This window comes from Sphingomonas bacterium, from assembly GCF_903642285.1.
GTDB lineage: Bacteria > Pseudomonadota > Alphaproteobacteria > Sphingomonadales > Sphingomonadaceae > Sphingomonas.
Map to the genome: position 1 here is coordinate 20,371 of NZ_CAHJWJ010000030.1, position 16,576 is coordinate 36,946.

The window sequence follows — 16,576 nt, forward strand, 5'->3', positions numbered from 1 at the left end:
ACCGGTAAAGCAATCTTCTTAAGACCCAATACTGCTAATCGTTCGCAATATCTTTATACGCCGTGACCTAGCGCCAGATAGTCGTCCGATCGCATCTCCTCCAGTCTGCTGACCGTACGCTGGAACTCGAACGCACCGTCGCCGTCCCGGTACAGCGTACCGGGTTGCGTATCTGCGGCGGCCAGCAATTTGACGCGGTGTTCGTACAGCGCGTCGATCAGCGCGACGAACCGCGCGGCCTCGTTACGGTTGTCCGGACCCATCGCGGGGATGCCGACCAGGATCACGGTGTGATAGCGCCGCGCGATCGCCAGGTAATCCGCCATACCCCGCGCCTCCGCACAAAGCCGCCTGAACGAGAAAACCGCCACGCCCTTCAGCGCCTTTGGCACATGCAGCGTCCGGCCCTGCACGGTCAGGTCCTCGGACGGGACATGCGCCGCGTCCTCGACGGGATAGTCCGTCAGTCGGAAGAACGCAGCGGATAAAGCCGCGGTGGCGGCGGGCCCGTTCGGGACCAGCCATGTGTCGATCGCACCCAGCCGGTCGCGCCGGTAATCGACCGGGCCGTTGAGCGGCAGCACGTCCAGCCGCGCCTGGAGCAGCGCGATGAACGACAGGAAATGTTCGCGGTTGAGCCCGTTCTTGTAAAGGTCCTGCGGCGGCCGGTTCGAGGTGGTGACGATCGTAACGCCGTGATCGATCAGCGCCGTGAACAGCCGCGACAGGATCATCGCATCCGGGCTGTTGGTGACCATCATCTCGTCGAATGCCAGCAACCGCGCCTCATCGGCGATGGCGGCGGCGACGGGAGCGATCGGATCGCCCTGTTCCTTCACGCGCTCGGCGGCGATGCGCTGGTGGATCTCCAGCATGAACGCACCGAAATGGACGCGGCGCTTGCGCCGGATGTCGAGGTTGACGAAGAACAGGTCCATCAGCATCGACTTGCCGCGCCCGACATCGCCCCAGAGATAGAGCCCGCGCGGCGCGGGCGGCCTGGCACGGGCGAGCCGCCAGAGAACGCTGCCCCGCCTGGGAGCGACTTCCAGTTCCGACTGGAGCGTGGCGAGGCGTGCAGCGGCGGCGGCCTGTTCGGGATCGGGACGCAGCTCGCCATCGGCGATCAGGGTTTCGTAGGCGGCGAGGACGCTAAACATGCGTCGCCCTCATCTGACGGAAGGCTTGCGGATCGTCCCCGAAAACGCCGCGATCCGCGTGTCGTCCTCACCCTGCACCACCAGCCCGCGCAGGAACAGCAGCCGGCCCGTTTCCTTCAGCAATTCGACCTGCGCCTCGATCGGCTCGCCGATCTTGCCGCCGCCGATGAACTGCGTGTTGAGGTCGAGCGTCACCGCCGTGCCCGCGGTAATCAGCCCGAACCCGCGACTGGCCGCAAACAGCGCGATATCGATGAACGCGAGCAATGCGCCGCCGTGGACATAGTCGCGCAGATTGGAATGCCGATGCTCCGGCGTCATCCGAACCCGCGCGACCGTGCCATCGACGCGAAACAGCATCGGCCCGAGCAGCGTGTTGAACCGCGTTGGATCGGTCGGCGACCAGGTGCGCCAGCCGGGGTTGGCGGCGTCTTCGGTGTCGGTGAAATGCGGCGTGTCGGTCAAATTGCCACCCCGGCGAAGGCCGGGGCCCAGTCGGGATAACCGGCGTGATGAGCGGCAACGCTTGCCAATGATCGTCTGGATACTGGACCCCGGCCTTCGCCGGGGTGGCTAAATCAAATAACCCGCTCGGCTTCCATCTTCTTGATCTCGGCGATCGCCTTGGCCGGGTTCAGCCCCTTGGGACACACCGTCGCGCAGTTCATGATCGTATGGCACCGATACAGGCGGAACGGATCCTCCAGTTCGTTCAGCCGATCTCCCGTCATCTCGTCGCGGCTGTCCGCAAGCCAGCGATACGCCTGCAACAGGATCGCCGGCCCCAGGAACTTGTCGCTGTTCCACCAATAGCTCGGGCACGACGTCGAACAGCAGGCGCACAGGATGCACTCGTACAATCCGTCCAGCTTCTCGCGATCCTCGGGCGACTGCAGCCGCTCCTTGCCAGAGGGCGGCGGGGTGACGGTCTGCAGCCAGGGCTTGATCGACGAATATTGCGCGTAGAAATGGGTGAAGTCGGGGACCAGGTCCTTGATGACTTCCATGTGCGGCAGGGGCGTGATCCGCACTTCGCCCTTCACGTCCTCGATCGCGGTGGTACAGGCAAGACCGTTGCTGCCGTCGATGTTCATCGAACACGATCCGCAGATGCCCTCTCGGCAGGACCGGCGGAACGTCAGCGAGCTGTCCTGCTCGCCCTTCATCTTGATCAGCGCGTCGAGCACCATCGGCCCGCATTCGTCGAGATCGACGTCGAACGTGTCGAAGCGCGGGTTCTCCGCCTTGTCGGGATCGTAGCGATAGACCTTGAAGCGTTTCAAGCGCTTGCCGGCGGTCGGCGAGGCATGCGCCTTGCCCTTCTTGACGACACTGTTCTTCGGCAGGGTGAACTCGGCCATCGCCGCGATGCTCCTCGGTTTCTCGCGTCGCAGCTATGCCTTCCGCCTCCTGTGCGCAAGTCAGATGACGTCGAGGACTAACCCAAGATCGCGCGCCTCGTCCGCGCCGATATACCAGTTGGCGGGCGCTTTCTCGTGCAGTTCCTCGAACGTCACGCGACTGCCGGCGATCAGGTCGCGGAACCCCTCTTCCTCGATGTCGATCGACTGCTCGATCTCATGCAGCGTCGCCTGGATCGACGCCACGCACATCCGCAGGGGGCCGCTGAGATTGATGGTCTTCGTGATCTGGCGCTCGTGCAGCATCAGCCGCGTGCCCCGCGTCAGAATGCGCTTGTCGACCGGGAAGGCGGACATGAACGTCGCGCCGGCGGAATAGACCGCGACCTTACCGAGGAACAATGTCTCGCGCTGGGTATAGTCGCGCAGCAACCGCACATCGTCCGCCATCGCCCGCGCGACCTCGGGGTCGCCGCCAAGCGTGGTGATCGAAAACACGATCGCGCCGTCTGTGGGCACGTCGGCGAGCTGCTGCTTGAAGGCCGCGTACATCTGGTCGTTCACCTGCCCCGACAGCTGAACGTGCGGCTGCGCGAGGAGCGGGTAGTTGCGGGCGTTGTTGGCGGCGTCGGTCATGGGGCGGGGCAACGGTTTGGCTGGCGGGGGGTTCCAGACATTCAGAACGCCGGCTTGATCCCGGCCTGTTTCAGCGTGCCGTTCGCCGTGAACCTGTTTCGCGTGCCGGCATCGACGGTGAAGTGCAGGCCGCTGATCGGGCTGAACCAGATTTCGTGATCGCCTTTGCCGTTGCGGACGAAGCGGCATCCGTTGTCGAGCAAGATGCGCTTCAAGTCTCGCCCATAACTGCTGCCCATCAAGCCGCGACCGGTACGGTGCTTTCATGGAAGGCCACAAGCCGCAATGAATGGGGGCCTCGTCGCCGCTCTATCGGCAACGCATCGGCATTGTCGGCGATCAGTTCCGGCATAACCGCGACGGCACGGTCGCGGAGTTGCTCCAAAGTCTCGCCTTCCGTCACGAGCCCCGGTACGTCGCAATCGAGCGTATACCAGACCCGCGTTTCCGGATCATAGGCGGCGTGAAGCGTCCAGAGTGTCATGCTGCTTCCCTCACGTCCATGTAACGCCGGGCATGCCGGAACGCCATCCGCATCGAGAAGATATCAGCGTAGATTGATCAGCCCTATTCAAGGTGCTATCAACCGGTCATGATTGAAACCATCAACGCCGGCGCAAGTGTGAGCATCAGCGACCTCAAGAAGAACCCGACCGCCGTCATTGTGGCAGCGGGCGGATCTCCCGTGGCCGTCCTCAACCGCAATAGGCCCGCGGCGTATCTCGTTCCCGCCGCGGCGTGGGAGGAATTGCTGGACCGGCTTGACGATATGGAACTGGCCAACATCGTCCGCGCGCGCGCAGGCGAAGTCGGCATACCGGTCGATATTGCCGACCTATAATCTCGAATTTCTTCCCAGCGCGCGGAAGGAATGGGACAAGCTTGCCCCTTCGATCCGCGAACAATTCGTGAAGAAGCTACGCGAGCGCCTTAGCGCGCCGCATATATCATCTGCCAAGCTCAGCGACATGCCGGGCTGCTACAAGATCAAGCTGCGTGCCGCTGGATACCGACTGATCTACCGCGTCGACGATGGCCGAGTGACGGTGATTGTCGTGGCCGTCGGCAGGCGCGATCGTAACCTCGTCTATAAGCTGGCGGCGGGGCGGATCGACTGATCCACCCCGCCGGTCTTCTCAATACACCCGCTTCTTCGGCTTGATATATTCCGCATCGTCGGTGAGCGTGTAATCATGCACCGGCCGGTAATCGATCGCGGTCGCGCCGCCGACGCCGCCCCAGCCCGTGAAGGTCGCGATGGTGTGCTTCATCCAGCCTGCGTCGTCGCGGTCTGGATGATCCTCGTTGACATGCGCGCCGCGGCTTTCCTTGCGGTTGGCGGCGCTGTCGATCGTCACCTTCGCCTGTGCGATCAGGTTGTCGAGTTCGAGCGTCTCGACCAGGTCGGTGTTCCAGATGAGGCTCCGGTCGACGATGCCGATGTCCGCCATCCGGCCATAGGTCGCGGCGATCTTCTCCTGACCTTCGGTCAGCAGCGCGTTGTCGCGGAACACCGCGCAATGCTTCTGCATCGTGCGCTGCATCTCCAGGCGAACCTCGGCGGTCGGCGACGATCCGCTCGCATGGCGGAATTTGTCGAGACGGCCGATCGCCAGTTCTTCCGAACCCTTGGGCAGCGGCGCGTGGCTGGTGCCGGGCTTCAGCGTATCCTTGATCCTGAGTCCCGTCGCGCGGCCGAAGACGACCAGATCGATCAGGCTGTTCGACCCCAGCCGGTTGGCACCGTGGACCGAAACGCACGCCGCCTCGCCGACCGCGAACAGGCCGGGGACGACGCTGTCGGGATCGCCGTCCTTCAGGCGGACGACCTCGCCGTGATAATTGGTCGGGATGCCGCCCATATTGTAATGCACCGTCGGCGTCACCGGCAGCGGCTGGCGCGTCAGGTCGACACCGGCGAAGATCTTGCCGGTCTCGGTGATGCCGGGCAGCCGTTCGGCCAGGACCTTGGGATCGATGTGGTCGAGATGCAGCCAGATATGGTCGCCATTCTTGCCGACGCCGCGACCCTCGCGCATTTCCAGCGCCATCGACCGCGACACGACGTCGCGCGACGCGAGGTCCTTCGCGGACGGAGCATAGCGTTCCATGAAGCGCTCGCCCTCGCTGTTGGTCAGATACCCGCCCTCGCCGCGCGCGCCCTCGGTGATGAGGACGCCAGCGCCGTAGATGCCGGTCGGATGGAACTGGACGAACTCCATGTCCTGCAGCGGTAGCCCGGCGCGCAGCACCATGGCATTGCCGTCGCCGGTGCAGGTATGCGCCGAGGTCGCCGAGAAATAACAGCGGCCATAGCCGCCGGTCGCCAGCACGACCTGATGCGCGCGGAAGCGGTGAATGCTGCCGTCTTCCATACATAACGCGATCACGCCGCGGCAGACGCCGTCTTCCATGATGAGATCGAGCGCGAAATATTCGACGTAGAAATCGGCGTCGTATTTCAGGCTCTGCTGGTACAGCGAATGGAGCATCGCGTGGCCGGTACGATCGGCGGCAGCGCAGGTGCGCTGGACCGGCGGCCCCTCCCCCATATTCTGCATATGGCCCCCGAACGGCCGCTGGTAGATCGTGCCGTCGTCGTTGCGGCTGAACGGGACGCCGGCATGTTCCAGCTCGATCACCGCGGCGGGTGCCTCGCGCACCATATATTCGATCGCGTCCTGGTCGCCGAGCCAGTCCGACCCCTTGACGGTGTCATACATGTGCCACGACCAGTGATCGGGCGAATTGTTGCCGAGGCTGGCGGCAATACCGCCCTGCGCCGCCACGGTATGCGAGCGGGTCGGAAACACCTTGGTGATGCAGGCAGTCTTCAGCCCGCTTTCGGCAATACCCATCGTCGCGCGCAGGCCGGAGCCGCCCGCGCCGACGACGACCGCGTCATAGGTATGATCGATGATCTTGTAAGCGGCAGTCATCAGACGGAAGCTCCCAGCGCGACCTTCAGGATCGCAAAAAGGGCGGTGGCGACGCACGCGACGATGAACAGGTTCAACGCCACCATGGCGACGACGCGGGTCTCGTTGTGCTGATAGTCTTCGATCACGACCTGCAGGCCGAGCCGCGCATGGTAGAAGACCGACAGCACGAGCAGCGCCATCGGCACCGCCGCCCAGCCATTGGCGAGCCAGGCGTGCACCCCGGCGAAGTCGTACGACCCCATGCGAGCGATCGAGATCATCAACCAGGCCATCAGCAGCAGATTGCTGCCGGCCGTCAGCCGCTGATGCCACCAATGGCCCGTGCCCTCATGGGCGCTGCCAAGCCCGCGCACCCGTCCGAGTTCGGTTCCGCCGCGCATCACTTCATCCCCAGATAGAGCCAGAACAGGACGGTCATCGCGATCGAGAACACGAACGTCAGATAGGATCCGATCCGGTTGATCTTCAGTTCGTAGCCGGCACCCATATCGAGCACGAGATGTCGCACCCCGTTCGCCATGTGCTGGAACAGCGACAGCGTCAGGCCGATGCCGATGACGTAACCGATGATGTTGAGATGCCCGGACGCGGTCGTGAAGACGTTCGCGAACGTCGCATAGCTGTCTGCGCCACCCGCGATGGCGGCGAGCCACCATACCAGCAGGATAATGCCGACGGTGCCCATCCCGCTGCCGGTCACGCGGTGGAGGATGGAAACGGTCATGTTCACGCGCCATTTCCAGATGCCCAGATGCGGGCTTACGGGGCGCGTGCCCGGGCGGGCGGGAGATCGGGTGGCCAAAGGGCGGGTCCTCGAACGACGAAGGGAATGTGACCGGTCTATTAGGTGCGCATCCCCGTCACCGCAATGGCCGCGACGGAGCCAAGTGGCGCGTACGGCATCGGTTGTTAATCGCCGACGCTTTGATCCCCCTGCCGCGAATTGGTTTGCCATGCGTAGCCGAAGTGCGGGCAAATCGACGCGTTGGCGACAGCGCTAGACCAGCGCCAGCAACGCGTCCCGCATCGCGACCAATTCCGCGAAATCGCCCTGCGCCGCCGCGCGCCCTGCCATCGCCCGGTCAAGCCGCGCGCGCGAAGCGGGGGCGATCTCCTCCAGCCGATCGGCGATCGCGACCATCTCGTCCATCCGCGCCCAGCAATCCAGCACGACATCGCACCCGGCAGCGATCGCCCCCGCCGCCTTGTCCGCCGCGGTCCCGGACAATGCCTTCATATCGATATCGTCCGTCATCAACAGTCCGTCGAACCCGATAGTCCCGCGGATCACCTGTTCGATCACGACGGGCGACAGCGTCGCGGGGCGGTCGGCGTCCCATGCCTCGTAGACGATATGCGAGGTCATTCCCATCGGCGCCTGGTTCAGCGTACGGAACGGTTCGATGTCGATCGCAAGCGCCGCTTCGTCCGCGGTAACCGTCGGCAAAGCATGGTGCGAATCGACCGGCGTCCGACCGTGCCCAGGCATATGCTTGACGACGCCCACGATCCCGGCCGCGGCCAGCCCGCCCAGCATCGCCCGGCCGAGCGCCGCGACACGCATCGGATCGCGGCCGAATGCGCGGCTTGTGATTGCGGCCGTCGTGTCGGGCCGCGCGACGTCCAGCAACGGCGCGCAATTCACGGTAACACCCACCTCCGCCAGAATCATCCCAAGCGCCTGACCGTTGGCGCGCGACGCCTGGATCGCGGACATCGGCGCGATGTCGTAGAGCCGGTCGAAGGCCGGACCAGCCGGAAAAGCCGGCCATTCGGGCGGTTTCATCCGTGCGACCGGCCCGCCCTCCTGATCGATCAGGATCGCCAGATCCTCACGGCCCGCCAGCGCACGCAGGCTGTCGGTCAGCGAACGCAGCTGCGCGCGGTCGACGATGTTGCGGCCGAACAGGATATAGCCCGAGGGTTCGACGTCCGCGAAGAAAGCGGCTTCGTCGGGAGTTAGGACGGGACCGGACAGGCCGAAAATCACGGGCTTCATGCGCTAGCGTTTACGTTATCCGCGCGCGCATGCCACCCCAGGCTATGCCGCCACCCCGGCGAAGGCCGGGGCCCAGCTACGGCGCATTGCGTTGGAGAGCGTCGGACGCGCCAACGCAAACCGTGGCAACTGGGCCCCGGCCTTCGCCGGGGTGAGGCGAGTAGACGATGCAAGTTACCCGCCTCCGCAGTGGAAACGCCGCTCAACTCGCGACGAAGCAGCTTTCCCCCGCCACGCGCAGCCGGCCGCAGATATCCGCCGCCTGGTTCGCGCTGCCCGCGTTCACGCGCAGCCGGTAGAGCGTCCGTCCGCCGATCGAGACGGGCTGCACCGCCTTGCCCAGCGGCGCGATATACGCGAACCGCTTGGTGAAGGTCGTCCAGGCTGCGTCCGCCACCGCTTCGCTCGGATATGCGCCGAGCTGCACCAGCGAACCACCCGCCGCCGCCCCGGCCGCGCCCAAGCGCGAGACGGTGACCGGTGCTGCGGCGACCAGCTTGCCGCCGGGGCCGGGGACTTGTGCCACTGCGTTATGACCCACCGGCGCGGTCGACTTCGGGGCGGCATGCGCACCCTTCATACCCTTCACCGGTGCCTCGGGCACCGCCTTCAGGTCGATCGCGCCATTGCCGGCACCCTTGCCCGCGCTCGTCGCGATCGCGCTGTCGCCCTCGCCCTCGACCTTCAGGCCGCCCGGATCGCCCGGCTTGACCTTGTAGTCGCCTTCCTGCGCGGCGATCAGCTGGCCGTCGGGACCGGTCGGGCGATGCTGCAGCTTGAAGATGCCGAACACGATCGCAGCAAGGACCGCCAGCCCGACCGCGACCAGCGCGATCACGCGGCCCAGCCCGGGACCGACATGCTCGTCCGGCTCGACGGTTTCCAGCCACGGCAGGCGATCTTCCTCGCGCAAGTCCATGTCGTCCGTCATCAATTCATCTCCGATACCGCTTCGACGCCCATGATCGACAGCCCGTTACGAATAATCTGTCCGACCCCCGCCGCCAAGGCGAGACGCGCGCGCGTGGCTTCCGCGTCGTCGACCATGAGAAAACGCCGGTCGGGCCGGTCGTTACCGACGTTCCACAACGCATGGAACGCAGCGGCCAAGTCATAGAGATAGAATGCTATTCTATGCGGTTCGCGGGTGTTCGCCGCGGTCTCCACCGTGCGCGGAAACTGCGCCGCCAGCTTCACCAGCGCCAGCTCTTCCGTATCAAGCCGGGACAGGTCGGCCGTCCCCTCCGCGATACCCGCCTCCACCGCGCGCCGGTGCAGCGACGCGATCCGGGCATGCGCGTAGTTGACGTAGAAGACCGGATTGTCCTTCGACGCCTCGACGACCTTCGCGAAGTCGAAGTCCATCTGCGCGTCCGACCGCCGGGTCAGCATCGTGAAGCGGACGACATCCTTGCCGACTTCGCGCACCACGTCCGCCAGCGTCACGAAATTGCCGGCGCGCTTCGACATCTTGACCGGTTCGCCGCCGCGCAACAGCCGGACCATCTGCACCAGCTTCACGTCGAACCGCGTCCGTCCCTCGGTCAGCGCCGCGACCGCGGCGGTGATCCGCTTGACGGTGCCGGCATGGTCCGCGCCCCAGATGTCGATCAGCTGATCCGCGCCTTGCGCCTTCTGGAAATGATAGGCGAGATCGGCCCCGAAATAGGTCCAGCTGCCGTTCGATTTGCGGATCGGCCGGTCCTGGTCGTCGCCGAACCGGGTCGAGCGGAACAGCGGCAGCACGACCGGCTCCCAATCCTCCGGCGTCTCGCCCTTGGGCGCTTCCAGCACGCCGTCATAAATCAGATCACGCGCGCGCAGCACCGCCTCCGCGGCTTCGGGCTTGCCCGCCGCCTGCAACGCGGCCTCCGATGCGAAGACATCGTGATGGACCCCAAGCAGCACCAGATCCGCTTTGATGAGCGTCATCATCGCAGCAACGGCGCGCGTGCGGAACAGCACCAGCCAGTCGGCCTCCGGCGCGGTCGCGTAACGGTCGCCGAATTCCTCCGCCAACGCCGCCCCTACCGGAACCAGATAGTCGCCCGGATACAACCCCTCGGGCACCGCACCGACCGCCTCGCCCAGCGCCTCTCGGTAGCGCAGGTGGACCGAGCGGGCGAGCACATCGACCTGCCCGCCCGCATCGTTGATATAGTATTCCCGCGTCACGTCGTAGCCGGTGAACGCGAGCAGATTGGCGAGCGCATCGCCGACCACCGCGCCGCGGCAATGCCCCATGTGCATCGGCCCAGTCGGATTGGTGGAGACATATTCGATGTTCACCGTCGTCCCCGCGCCGGTGTCCGAGCGCCCGTAATCCGCTCCGGCCGCGGTGATCGCCGCGATCTCGTCGCGCCAGATGGCGTCGACGAGGCGAAGGTTTATGAACCCCGGCCCCGCGACCGCGACCGCCGCGACGCCGTTCACCTTGCGCAGTTCGGCGGCGAGCGCATCGGCCAGCGCGCGCGGGCTGGTCTTCGCGGGCTTTGCCAGCACCATCGCGGCGTTGGTCGCGAGATCGCCGTGCGTCGTGTCGCGCGGCGGCTCGACCGTCACGCCGCGGCGATCCAGCCCCTCCGGCAGGACACCGGCCAGGGTCAGATCATCGAGCGCGGCATCGAGATAATCGGCGAAACGGGTATAGAGCGTCATACCCGCGCGCTTACGGGCACCCGGTGCGCATCGCAATGCCGGCCGATCCGTGCTTTGTTCGAACCGCGACTCAGCCGCGCGAGGTAGCCACGCATGTTCGTCGATTTTAACAACGCTTGGCCGCCGCCCGAACCCTGGCAGCCCAAACGGCCGCCCCGTCGCGTCACGAAGCGTCAGGAGCGGATGATCGGCTGGATCGTCGGGCTGAACTTGCTGATGCTGCTGGTCGGACCGTTCGCCGGCGCGACGATATTCGATGCCATCTTCGCGCTGGTGCGGGGCTGACGCCACCGCGGATATGTTCTCCTGCGAAAGCAGGAGCCCCGCGTTACCGGGGGCGACGCCCGTTACCCCCGATTTCTGCGTTCGCAGGAAAACACCGGACTACGCCCGCACCAGCCCCTCGATCGCCGCCGTTCCCCCGCTCGTCGGGAACAACGCCGCCATCGTCCGCTCGGGATCGGTCGCGAAGTGGCTTGCCACCGCGCCGCCGATGAACGCGTCGAGCGGCGTGGTCGGCTTCAGGTCGCGGTTCTCGTACAATTGCGATCCCTTCAGGCCCGGCCAGTCCGCCACCACACGCCCGCCCTTCACCGCACCGCCGATCAGCATCGCCGAGGTGCCGGTGCCATGATCCGTACCCCCGGTGCCGTTGACCGCGACGGTGCGGCCGAACTCGGTCGCCACCAGCACCATCGTATCGTCCCATAGCGGCCCCATCCCGACCTGCAGCGCGGCGATCATCGCGTCGAGGCCCTTCAATTGCTGGCCGAGCCGCTGGCGCTGCGTCGTGTGCGTGTCCCAGCCGCCGGTCTCGATCATCGCGATCCGCGCGCCGTCCGCGGGGGACAGCAGCTTGGCCGCGAGCGTACCGGTCGCCGCGGCATTCTGTCCGCCGTTCTGGCCGAGATCGCTGGTCAGCTGGCGAGTCGCCATCGCCTCGCTCCACAGCCCGTGAAGCTGGCTGTCGCCCTGGTACAGCATCGCCACGCGCTGGAGCAGGTCGTCCGAGGCCGCAGGCAGCGCGCTCGGGGCATAGGATGCGACCTCATGGCTCCCGCGCAGCGCCATCGGTACCGTAGCGGCGACCGCAATCGCGCGCGCATCCTGGGTCGGGACGACGCCCAGCAGCCGATTGAGCCAGCCGTCGCGCACCTGATACGCCCCCGCCCCACCCGTCTCCAGCACGTTCTGTCCGTCGAAATGCGACCGGTCCCGGTAGGGCGAGGCGATGGCGTGCGCGAACAGCGCCTGGCCCTGGCCGTACAGCATTGCGGTGTGCGCCATCGAGGGGTGGAGCGCGAACATCGCGTCGAGCTTGGCACCGGTCGCGAAATCCTCCGCCAGCGCGCCGCGCTGATGCGTGAAGGCGGAGTCGCCGACCGGGCCGACGGTGCCCAGACCATCCGCCGCACCGCGCTGGATGATGAAGACGAACCGCTTGGTGGTGGCGGCCTTCGCGAACGCCATGCGCGGCGCGAAGACGGTGCCCAGCGTCGCCAGCGTGGCGGTCGAGAGGAAGCTACGACGATCGAACATCATCTATCTCCGCATCATTTCGGGGGCGACCAGCAGGAGTGCCAGCGCCTGGGCAGGACTTTCGGCGCGCGCCAGCGCCTGGGTGGTGGCGGGACTGACCGCGGCGGGGAACAGCGTGGCGGCCAGCGCGCGGGCGTCGATCGCGGCGGGTGCCTTGGCGGCGAATCGTTCCGCCGCCTCGACCCGGCGCATCACCGCGTCGGGCCCCGCCCAGCTGGCGGCGATGTCGTCATATCCGACCGGCTGGCCCGGCTTCCACACCGGCTGGCCGAGCTGGTTCATCAGCCCGACGATGACGCCGGGCTGTACCGTCGTCGCGCCCAGTGCGCGGTAGCTGGATACGGTCCATTCCCACGGCGTCTTGAATTTCGGCGACGCCTCGACCCATGCCTCGGGCGAGTTCACGATCGCGCGGTAGACGGTAGGCAGGTCGCCGCCCGACGACAGGAACGCCGCCTGCAGCCGGGCGACCATCGCCGGCGGCGGGGTGTCGCCGGCGAAATGACGCGCCAACTTGGTCGCGATATGGTTGGCGGTGGCGGGCGCGACCGCGACGTCGTCCAATACTTCCTGCGCCTGGTTCACCCCACTCTTGGCATAGCGCTTGCCCATGACGTGCCGCTCACCGGGCTGATGAAGCGCTTCGGCGAACACGAACTGGCCGGGCGTCCCGAAATTGCCGAGCACGCGCGCGCCCGGCCCCTGCCCGATCCCGGCGACCGTCCAGCCCGTCATCGCGCGGGCGAATTCGGTTACGTCGGTCTGCGTGTACCCGGACCGCACGCCGAGCGTGTGCAGCTCCAGGATTTCGCGCGCCAGATTCTCGTTCAGCCCGACCTTGCGCTTGCCGCGGAACGCGATCCGCTGGCCGAGCGGGCTGTCGGGGCCGACCGACACCGCCTGGTCGAGGTAGATGAGCATCGCCGGATGCCGCTCCACCGCGGTCAGCATGTCGCGGAAATTGCCGAGCACGTGCGGGCGGATCGCCTCGAACTCCAGCGTGCCCGACAGGCCGATCACCGCCAACTTGTCCGCCGAAACCGCGAAATGGTTCGCCCAGAAATACACCAGCCGCTCGACGAACGGCGTGTCGGTCGTCAGCGCGGCGATCGCGCGTGCGGCAACCGCGCCAGCGTAATCTTGGCGACCTTCGCGCTGCGCGAACTGGCGCGCGGCCTTTTGCGCGTCGGTGCGGGGGGTCTTGGCGGGATCGGCGGGGGCCATGCCGGGCGGGAGCGGCTGGGGCGCGGCGCCGGTCATCTGCGCGCCGGCGGCGGGGGATGGCGGCGTCATCGGTGGAGCAGCCTCGGGCTGGGTTGGTCCGCCCGTCTGCGCCTGCTGACGAAGTGTACGCTGCTGCTCGAAATAATCGGCGAGTTCGGCAGATACCGCGGCGCTGGTCGGCGCTCCCGCCAACGCGGCAGGCCGCGGCTGGTAGGCGGCGAACTGCCCGAGCAACCAGGCCTTCGCATCGGTCGGGACCGAATCCCCCGGCCGGCCACCGAGGCCGAAGCGGTTGAGCGCGGTACTGGATGCCGACATCGTCCGTCTCCTTCAGCCATTGGCCTATACCGGTATACGCCGAGCCTGTCGCAAGACTATGCCCGAACGATGCCACATGGTCGCAACTCGTCGCGCCGCCCCGACCATCACGGTTGCAAAAGCTGCATTCGCACCGCGATGGGTTTGCATTTGCAACCTATGCTGCGTCGCAATAAACCGACCTTCGAAAGCGGGAGAGGAAGAACGGGTGCGATCAGCACCGATCTTTCGGGAGTTTTCGATCATGCGCAAGACCAGCATCACCATCGCCGCCGCTATCGCCGTGCTCGGTTCGACCGTCGCCATGGCGCACGAAGCACCGACGCGTTTCGTTCGCGACGGCGTCACCTACGAATATACCGCCGAACAGCATGGCGCGCGTCAGGTCCTGATCGGGCGTAGCCTGCCATCGGGCGAACCCTTCCGCCTCGTCGTCACGAACGGCCATGTCCATGGACTGGTGTCCGGCGTGCAGGTCGCCTTCAACGTGGCGGATATCGAGCCGACCAATACGCAGATCGCATCGCGCTGACTGGCTCGCGTCATCCTCGCTTTTCGCGGGGATGACGATGGGCAAGGCTCCGGGGGGATTCAGAACCCTTCGGGCAAGTCGATCGGGCCGACCTGCTCGCGGTACCGCGCGACGGCGTAGCGATCGGTCATGCCGGCGATGAAGTCGCCGATGTGCCGATCACGCGTCACGCGGTCCGCGGGCAGGCGATCGCGCCATTCCGCGGGCATTGCCGACGGATCGGCCCGATAGGCCGCGAACAATCCGCCGACGACGCCGCGCGCAGCCTCCGCCGCCGCCAGCTGTACCGGATGATGGTACAGGTTCGCGTACATGAACCCTTTCAGATCGCGCTCCTCGATCCGCATCGCGTCCGAAAAGCCGACCAGTGGCCGACCGGCGTCGCGAACGTCGTCCGCGCTCGTCACGCCGCTTGCCGCGATCCTCGCCCGCGTTTCGGCGATCACATCGTTCACCATCAGACCGATCTGCGCACGCACCAGTTCGTGGCCGAGACGTTTGTGCTCGACACCCGGATACCGCCCCTGCGCCGCGGTCCAACCCCGCGCGACGATCGGCACCGCGCAGAGCTGATCGACGCTCAGCAGCCCGGCACGCAATCCATCGTCGATATCGTGATTGTCGTAGGCGATATCGTCCGCGATCGCCGCGACCTGCGCCTCCAACGATGCGTGCGTGTCCAGCGCGAGGGGAAAGGCCGCGTCCGCCGCCGCCAGTGCCCAGCCCGGATCGCGCACCGGGCCGTTATGTTTCGCCAGTCCCTCCAGCGTTTCCCAACCGAGGTTCAGTCCGTCGAACCGCGGGTAAGGGCGCTCGATCGTCATCAGCGTGCGCAGCGTGTGCCCGTTGTGATCGAAGCCCCCCGCCTCAGCCAGCGCCGCTTTCAGCGCATCCTCGCCGGCATGGCCGAACGGGGGATGCCCGATATCGTGCGCCAGGCACAATGCCTCGGTCAGGTCCTCGTTCAGCCCAAGCACCCGCGCGATCGTCCGTCCGATCTGCGCGACCTCCAGGCTGTGGGTCAGGCGGACGCGGAAATGATCGCCATCGGGGGCCATGAACACCTGCGTCTTGTGGCGCAGGCGGCGAAACGCGATCGAATGGACGATCCGGTCGCGGTCGCGCTGGAAGCCGTCGCGCGGGCCGCGCTCGATCCCGCTTTGTTCCTCGTGAAGCCGTCCTCTGCTCGCCGCCGGGTCCGAAGCCCAGGGCGCGACCGCCGTCATTCGGCCGGCAGCTTCTCGACCTTCTGACCGGCGTCGCTGGTAAAGGTGAAGCCGGACACGCCATTTTTCTTGAGCGAATTCACGAACGCACGCGCATCGGCGTCGGTCTTGAACGGCCCCGCCAACACGCGATTGGTCGCGCGCAACGGCGTCTTCCACCCACCATGGCCGGCAAACACATCGGGGGCTTTCTTCTTCACCGCGGCCCAGGCCTTCGGCAGATCGTCCGCGTTCGCGCCGCCCGCCACTTGTACCCAGATCCGCGCGGGGTTCGATCGCGCGGCCTTACGCTCGGCAGCGGCCTCCTTGGCCGCTTCCTTATCCGCGGCCGCCTTCTCCTCGGCGGCCGCCTTCCTAGCGACGATCGCCTTCGTCGCGGCAGCGGCCTTGCGATCCGCGGCCCTGCGTTCGGCCGGGGTCAGGGGTTCGTCGGTGGGTGCAGGCGTCGGGGCGGTATCGTGACGACCGCGTCCGCTGCGCGTCGGCTTCGCGTCGACGGCGGCGATCTCGCCCGGCGCGGCGTGAGCCGGCCCGGCGGCATCCAGTTCCGATGCGGGGATCGACAGACCGGCGATGATCCGCGCGAGCACCGCATCCTCGCCATGCGCACGGCGCGCGGTCGTGCGAGGCATGGTGGCGGCACCGGCAAGCGCGGTGAAGCCCGGCGTCGGCAACGGCGCGGCGCTGACGGGTTCGGGCGTCGGCGCTTTGCGCACAGGTATCGCCTGCACGACCGCGACCGAGGGCCCGAATACGGGTCCGGGCGGAGCCTGGACCGCCGGTATCGTCATAGGCGCAGGCGTCGCTGCGGCGACCGTCACCGGCGTGGAGGCGATCGCACCGGGCGTCGCGGGCGACTCCGCCGCGGCGACAAGCGTTGCCCGAGGGCGCGGCGCGGGTGCCGGGGCAATCGCCGCGGGTGTGCCGGTGTGGAGCGATGCGGAGCTGCTGTACCAGGCGGTGCGGGCCATCGGGTCGCGC

Annotated in this window: 21 protein-coding genes; 5 read left to right on the top strand and 16 right to left on the bottom strand. The window is 66.6% G+C overall.

Translation table 11 applies throughout. From position 1 onward, the window contains the following. Positions 1-53: 53 nt before the first annotated feature. The 6 genes from zapE to HUU99_RS13515 form a co-directional block, all read right to left on the bottom strand. Positions 54-1,160, bottom strand: a complete 1,107-nt coding sequence (zapE, locus tag HUU99_RS13490) for a cell division protein ZapE (protein WP_174287101.1) — start codon at positions 1,158-1,160, stop codon at positions 54-56. A 9-nt stretch (positions 1,161-1,169) separates the two neighbouring features. Then, the gene (locus HUU99_RS13495; RefSeq protein ID WP_254603209.1) at positions 1,170-1,625 is read right to left on the bottom strand and encodes a PaaI family thioesterase; all 456 of its coding nucleotides are present in this window, start codon (positions 1,623-1,625) and stop codon (positions 1,170-1,172) included. Between the two features lie 113 nt (positions 1,626-1,738). After that, positions 1,739-2,521 (bottom strand): succinate dehydrogenase iron-sulfur subunit, encoded by a 783-nt coding sequence (locus tag HUU99_RS13500; protein WP_174287102.1) that lies wholly within the window; start codon positions 2,519-2,521, stop codon positions 1,739-1,741. A 60-nt stretch (positions 2,522-2,581) separates the two neighbouring features. After that, complete coding sequence (locus HUU99_RS13505) at positions 2,582-3,157, bottom strand: ClpP family protease (protein ID WP_174287103.1); 576 nt, start codon at positions 3,155-3,157, stop codon at positions 2,582-2,584. A 41-nt stretch (positions 3,158-3,198) separates the two neighbouring features. Continuing rightward, positions 3,199-3,372 (bottom strand): type II toxin-antitoxin system HicA family toxin, encoded by a 174-nt coding sequence (locus tag HUU99_RS13510; protein WP_254603212.1) that lies wholly within the window; start codon positions 3,370-3,372, stop codon positions 3,199-3,201. A gap of 23 nt (positions 3,373-3,395) precedes the next feature. Beyond that, positions 3,396-3,641 (bottom strand): DUF1902 domain-containing protein, encoded by a 246-nt coding sequence (locus HUU99_RS13515; RefSeq protein WP_174287105.1) that lies wholly within the window; start codon positions 3,639-3,641, stop codon positions 3,396-3,398. A 108-nt stretch (positions 3,642-3,749) separates the two neighbouring features. Here HUU99_RS13515 and HUU99_RS13520 point away from each other — a divergent pair, with 108 nt between their 5' ends. Together HUU99_RS13520 and HUU99_RS13525 are read left to right on the top strand one after the other, a co-directional pair. Beyond that, positions 3,750-3,998 (top strand): type II toxin-antitoxin system Phd/YefM family antitoxin, encoded by a 249-nt coding sequence (locus HUU99_RS13520; protein ID WP_217430833.1) that lies wholly within the window; start codon positions 3,750-3,752, stop codon positions 3,996-3,998. Continuing rightward, on the top strand, positions 3,985-4,275 hold the full coding sequence (locus HUU99_RS13525; RefSeq protein WP_174287106.1) for a type II toxin-antitoxin system RelE family toxin: 291 nt from the start codon (positions 3,985-3,987) through the stop codon (positions 4,273-4,275). Before HUU99_RS13520 ends, HUU99_RS13525 begins: the two co-directional genes overlap by 14 nt. A gap of 18 nt (positions 4,276-4,293) precedes the next feature. Here the strand turns inward: HUU99_RS13525 and sdhA are convergent, their stop codons facing one another. The 6 genes from sdhA to argS all read right to left on the bottom strand — a co-directional run bounded on the left by sdhA (position 4,294) and on the right by argS (position 10,756). Further along, complete coding sequence (gene sdhA, locus HUU99_RS13530) at positions 4,294-6,096, bottom strand: succinate dehydrogenase flavoprotein subunit (RefSeq protein WP_174287107.1); 1,803 nt, start codon at positions 6,094-6,096, stop codon at positions 4,294-4,296. Further along, positions 6,096-6,479 carry a succinate dehydrogenase, hydrophobic membrane anchor protein gene (sdhD, locus tag HUU99_RS13535; RefSeq protein ID WP_174287108.1) on the bottom strand — a complete coding sequence of 128 codons (384 nt, stop codon included), beginning with the start codon at positions 6,477-6,479 and terminating at the stop codon, positions 6,096-6,098. Before sdhD ends, sdhA begins: the two co-directional genes overlap by 1 nt. Next, complete coding sequence (gene sdhC / locus HUU99_RS15665) at positions 6,479-6,901, bottom strand: succinate dehydrogenase, cytochrome b556 subunit (protein WP_302479992.1); 423 nt, start codon at positions 6,899-6,901, stop codon at positions 6,479-6,481. The genes sdhD and sdhC overlap by 1 nt, the downstream gene beginning before the upstream one ends. A gap of 195 nt (positions 6,902-7,096) precedes the next feature. Continuing rightward, entirely contained in the window at positions 7,097-8,098 is a 1,002-nt protein-coding gene (nagZ, locus tag HUU99_RS13545) for a beta-N-acetylhexosaminidase (protein WP_174287110.1), read from the bottom strand. Positions 8,099-8,300: 202 nt separating this feature from the next. Further along, positions 8,301-9,029 carry an SPOR domain-containing protein gene (locus tag HUU99_RS13550; protein ID WP_174287111.1) on the bottom strand — a complete coding sequence of 243 codons (729 nt, stop codon included), beginning with the start codon at positions 9,027-9,029 and terminating at the stop codon, positions 8,301-8,303. Beyond that, positions 9,029-10,756, bottom strand: coding sequence for an arginine--tRNA ligase (gene argS, locus HUU99_RS13555; RefSeq protein WP_174287112.1), 1,728 nt, complete (start codon positions 10,754-10,756; stop codon positions 9,029-9,031). Before argS ends, HUU99_RS13550 begins: the two co-directional genes overlap by 1 nt. Before the next feature lie 93 nt (positions 10,757-10,849). On the opposite strand from argS, the gene HUU99_RS13560 reads away from it, so the two are divergent. Then, the gene (locus HUU99_RS13560; RefSeq protein ID WP_174287113.1) at positions 10,850-11,041 is read left to right on the top strand and encodes a hypothetical protein; all 192 of its coding nucleotides are present in this window, start codon (positions 10,850-10,852) and stop codon (positions 11,039-11,041) included. Between the two features lie 99 nt (positions 11,042-11,140). On the opposite strand, the gene HUU99_RS13565 is transcribed toward HUU99_RS13560, so the two are convergent. Both HUU99_RS13565 and HUU99_RS13570 read right to left on the bottom strand, forming a co-directional pair. Continuing rightward, complete coding sequence (locus tag HUU99_RS13565; protein WP_174287114.1) at positions 11,141-12,295, bottom strand: DUF1501 domain-containing protein; 1,155 nt, start codon at positions 12,293-12,295, stop codon at positions 11,141-11,143. Positions 12,296-12,298: 3 nt separating this feature from the next. Further along, the gene (locus HUU99_RS13570) at positions 12,299-13,837 is read right to left on the bottom strand and encodes a DUF1800 domain-containing protein (RefSeq protein WP_174287115.1); all 1,539 of its coding nucleotides are present in this window, start codon (positions 13,835-13,837) and stop codon (positions 12,299-12,301) included. A 244-nt stretch (positions 13,838-14,081) separates the two neighbouring features. Between HUU99_RS13570 and HUU99_RS13575 the strand changes: the two genes are divergently transcribed. Then, a complete protein-coding gene (locus HUU99_RS13575; protein WP_174287116.1) occupies positions 14,082-14,369 on the top strand; it encodes a hypothetical protein in 288 nt (95 codons plus the stop codon). Positions 14,370-14,428: 59 nt separating this feature from the next. On the opposite strand, the gene HUU99_RS13580 is transcribed toward HUU99_RS13575, so the two are convergent. Next, positions 14,429-15,595 (bottom strand): deoxyguanosinetriphosphate triphosphohydrolase, encoded by a 1,167-nt coding sequence (locus HUU99_RS13580; RefSeq protein ID WP_174287117.1) that lies wholly within the window; start codon positions 15,593-15,595, stop codon positions 14,429-14,431. Then, positions 15,592-16,227 carry an SPOR domain-containing protein gene (locus tag HUU99_RS13585; protein ID WP_174287118.1) on the bottom strand — a complete coding sequence of 212 codons (636 nt, stop codon included), beginning with the start codon at positions 16,225-16,227 and terminating at the stop codon, positions 15,592-15,594. Before HUU99_RS13585 ends, HUU99_RS13580 begins: the two co-directional genes overlap by 4 nt. A 1-nt stretch (position 16,228) precedes the next feature. Here HUU99_RS13585 and HUU99_RS13590 point away from each other — a divergent pair. Continuing rightward, positions 16,229-16,576: hypothetical protein (locus HUU99_RS13590; protein ID WP_438827182.1), on the top strand; the 348-nt coding region annotated here is incomplete at its 3' end.

Coding starts and splice junctions, on each gene's coding strand:
- HUU99_RS13520 (WP_217430833.1), top strand. CDS start 3,750: ATGATTGAAACCATCAACGCCGGCGCAAGTGTGAGCATCAGCGACCTC.
- HUU99_RS13515 (WP_174287105.1), bottom strand. CDS start 3,641: ATGACACTCTGGACGCTTCACGCCGCCTATGATCCGGAAACGCGGGTC.
- sdhA (WP_174287107.1), bottom strand. CDS start 6,096: ATGACTGCCGCTTACAAGATCATCGATCATACCTATGACGCGGTCGTC.
- HUU99_RS13570 (WP_174287115.1), bottom strand. CDS start 13,837: ATGTCGGCATCCAGTACCGCGCTCAACCGCTTCGGCCTCGGTGGCCGG.
- HUU99_RS13575 (WP_174287116.1), top strand. CDS start 14,082: ATGCGCAAGACCAGCATCACCATCGCCGCCGCTATCGCCGTGCTCGGT.
- HUU99_RS13560 (WP_174287113.1), top strand. CDS start 10,850: ATGTTCGTCGATTTTAACAACGCTTGGCCGCCGCCCGAACCCTGGCAG.
- zapE (WP_174287101.1), bottom strand. CDS start 1,160: ATGTTTAGCGTCCTCGCCGCCTACGAAACCCTGATCGCCGATGGCGAG.
- argS (WP_174287112.1), bottom strand. CDS start 10,756: ATGACGCTCTATACCCGTTTCGCCGATTATCTCGATGCCGCGCTCGAT.
- HUU99_RS13500 (WP_174287102.1), bottom strand. CDS start 2,521: ATGGCCGAGTTCACCCTGCCGAAGAACAGTGTCGTCAAGAAGGGCAAG.
- HUU99_RS13580 (WP_174287117.1), bottom strand. CDS start 15,595: ATGACGGCGGTCGCGCCCTGGGCTTCGGACCCGGCGGCGAGCAGAGGA.
- HUU99_RS13550 (WP_174287111.1), bottom strand. CDS start 9,029: ATGACGGACGACATGGACTTGCGCGAGGAAGATCGCCTGCCGTGGCTG.
- HUU99_RS13505 (WP_174287103.1), bottom strand. CDS start 3,157: ATGACCGACGCCGCCAACAACGCCCGCAACTACCCGCTCCTCGCGCAG.
- sdhD (WP_174287108.1), bottom strand. CDS start 6,479: ATGCGCGGCGGAACCGAACTCGGACGGGTGCGCGGGCTTGGCAGCGCC.
- HUU99_RS13565 (WP_174287114.1), bottom strand. CDS start 12,295: ATGTTCGATCGTCGTAGCTTCCTCTCGACCGCCACGCTGGCGACGCTG.
- HUU99_RS13585 (WP_174287118.1), bottom strand. CDS start 16,227: ATGCCTCGCACGACCGCGCGCCGTGCGCATGGCGAGGATGCGGTGCTC.
- nagZ (WP_174287110.1), bottom strand. CDS start 8,098: ATGAAGCCCGTGATTTTCGGCCTGTCCGGTCCCGTCCTAACTCCCGAC.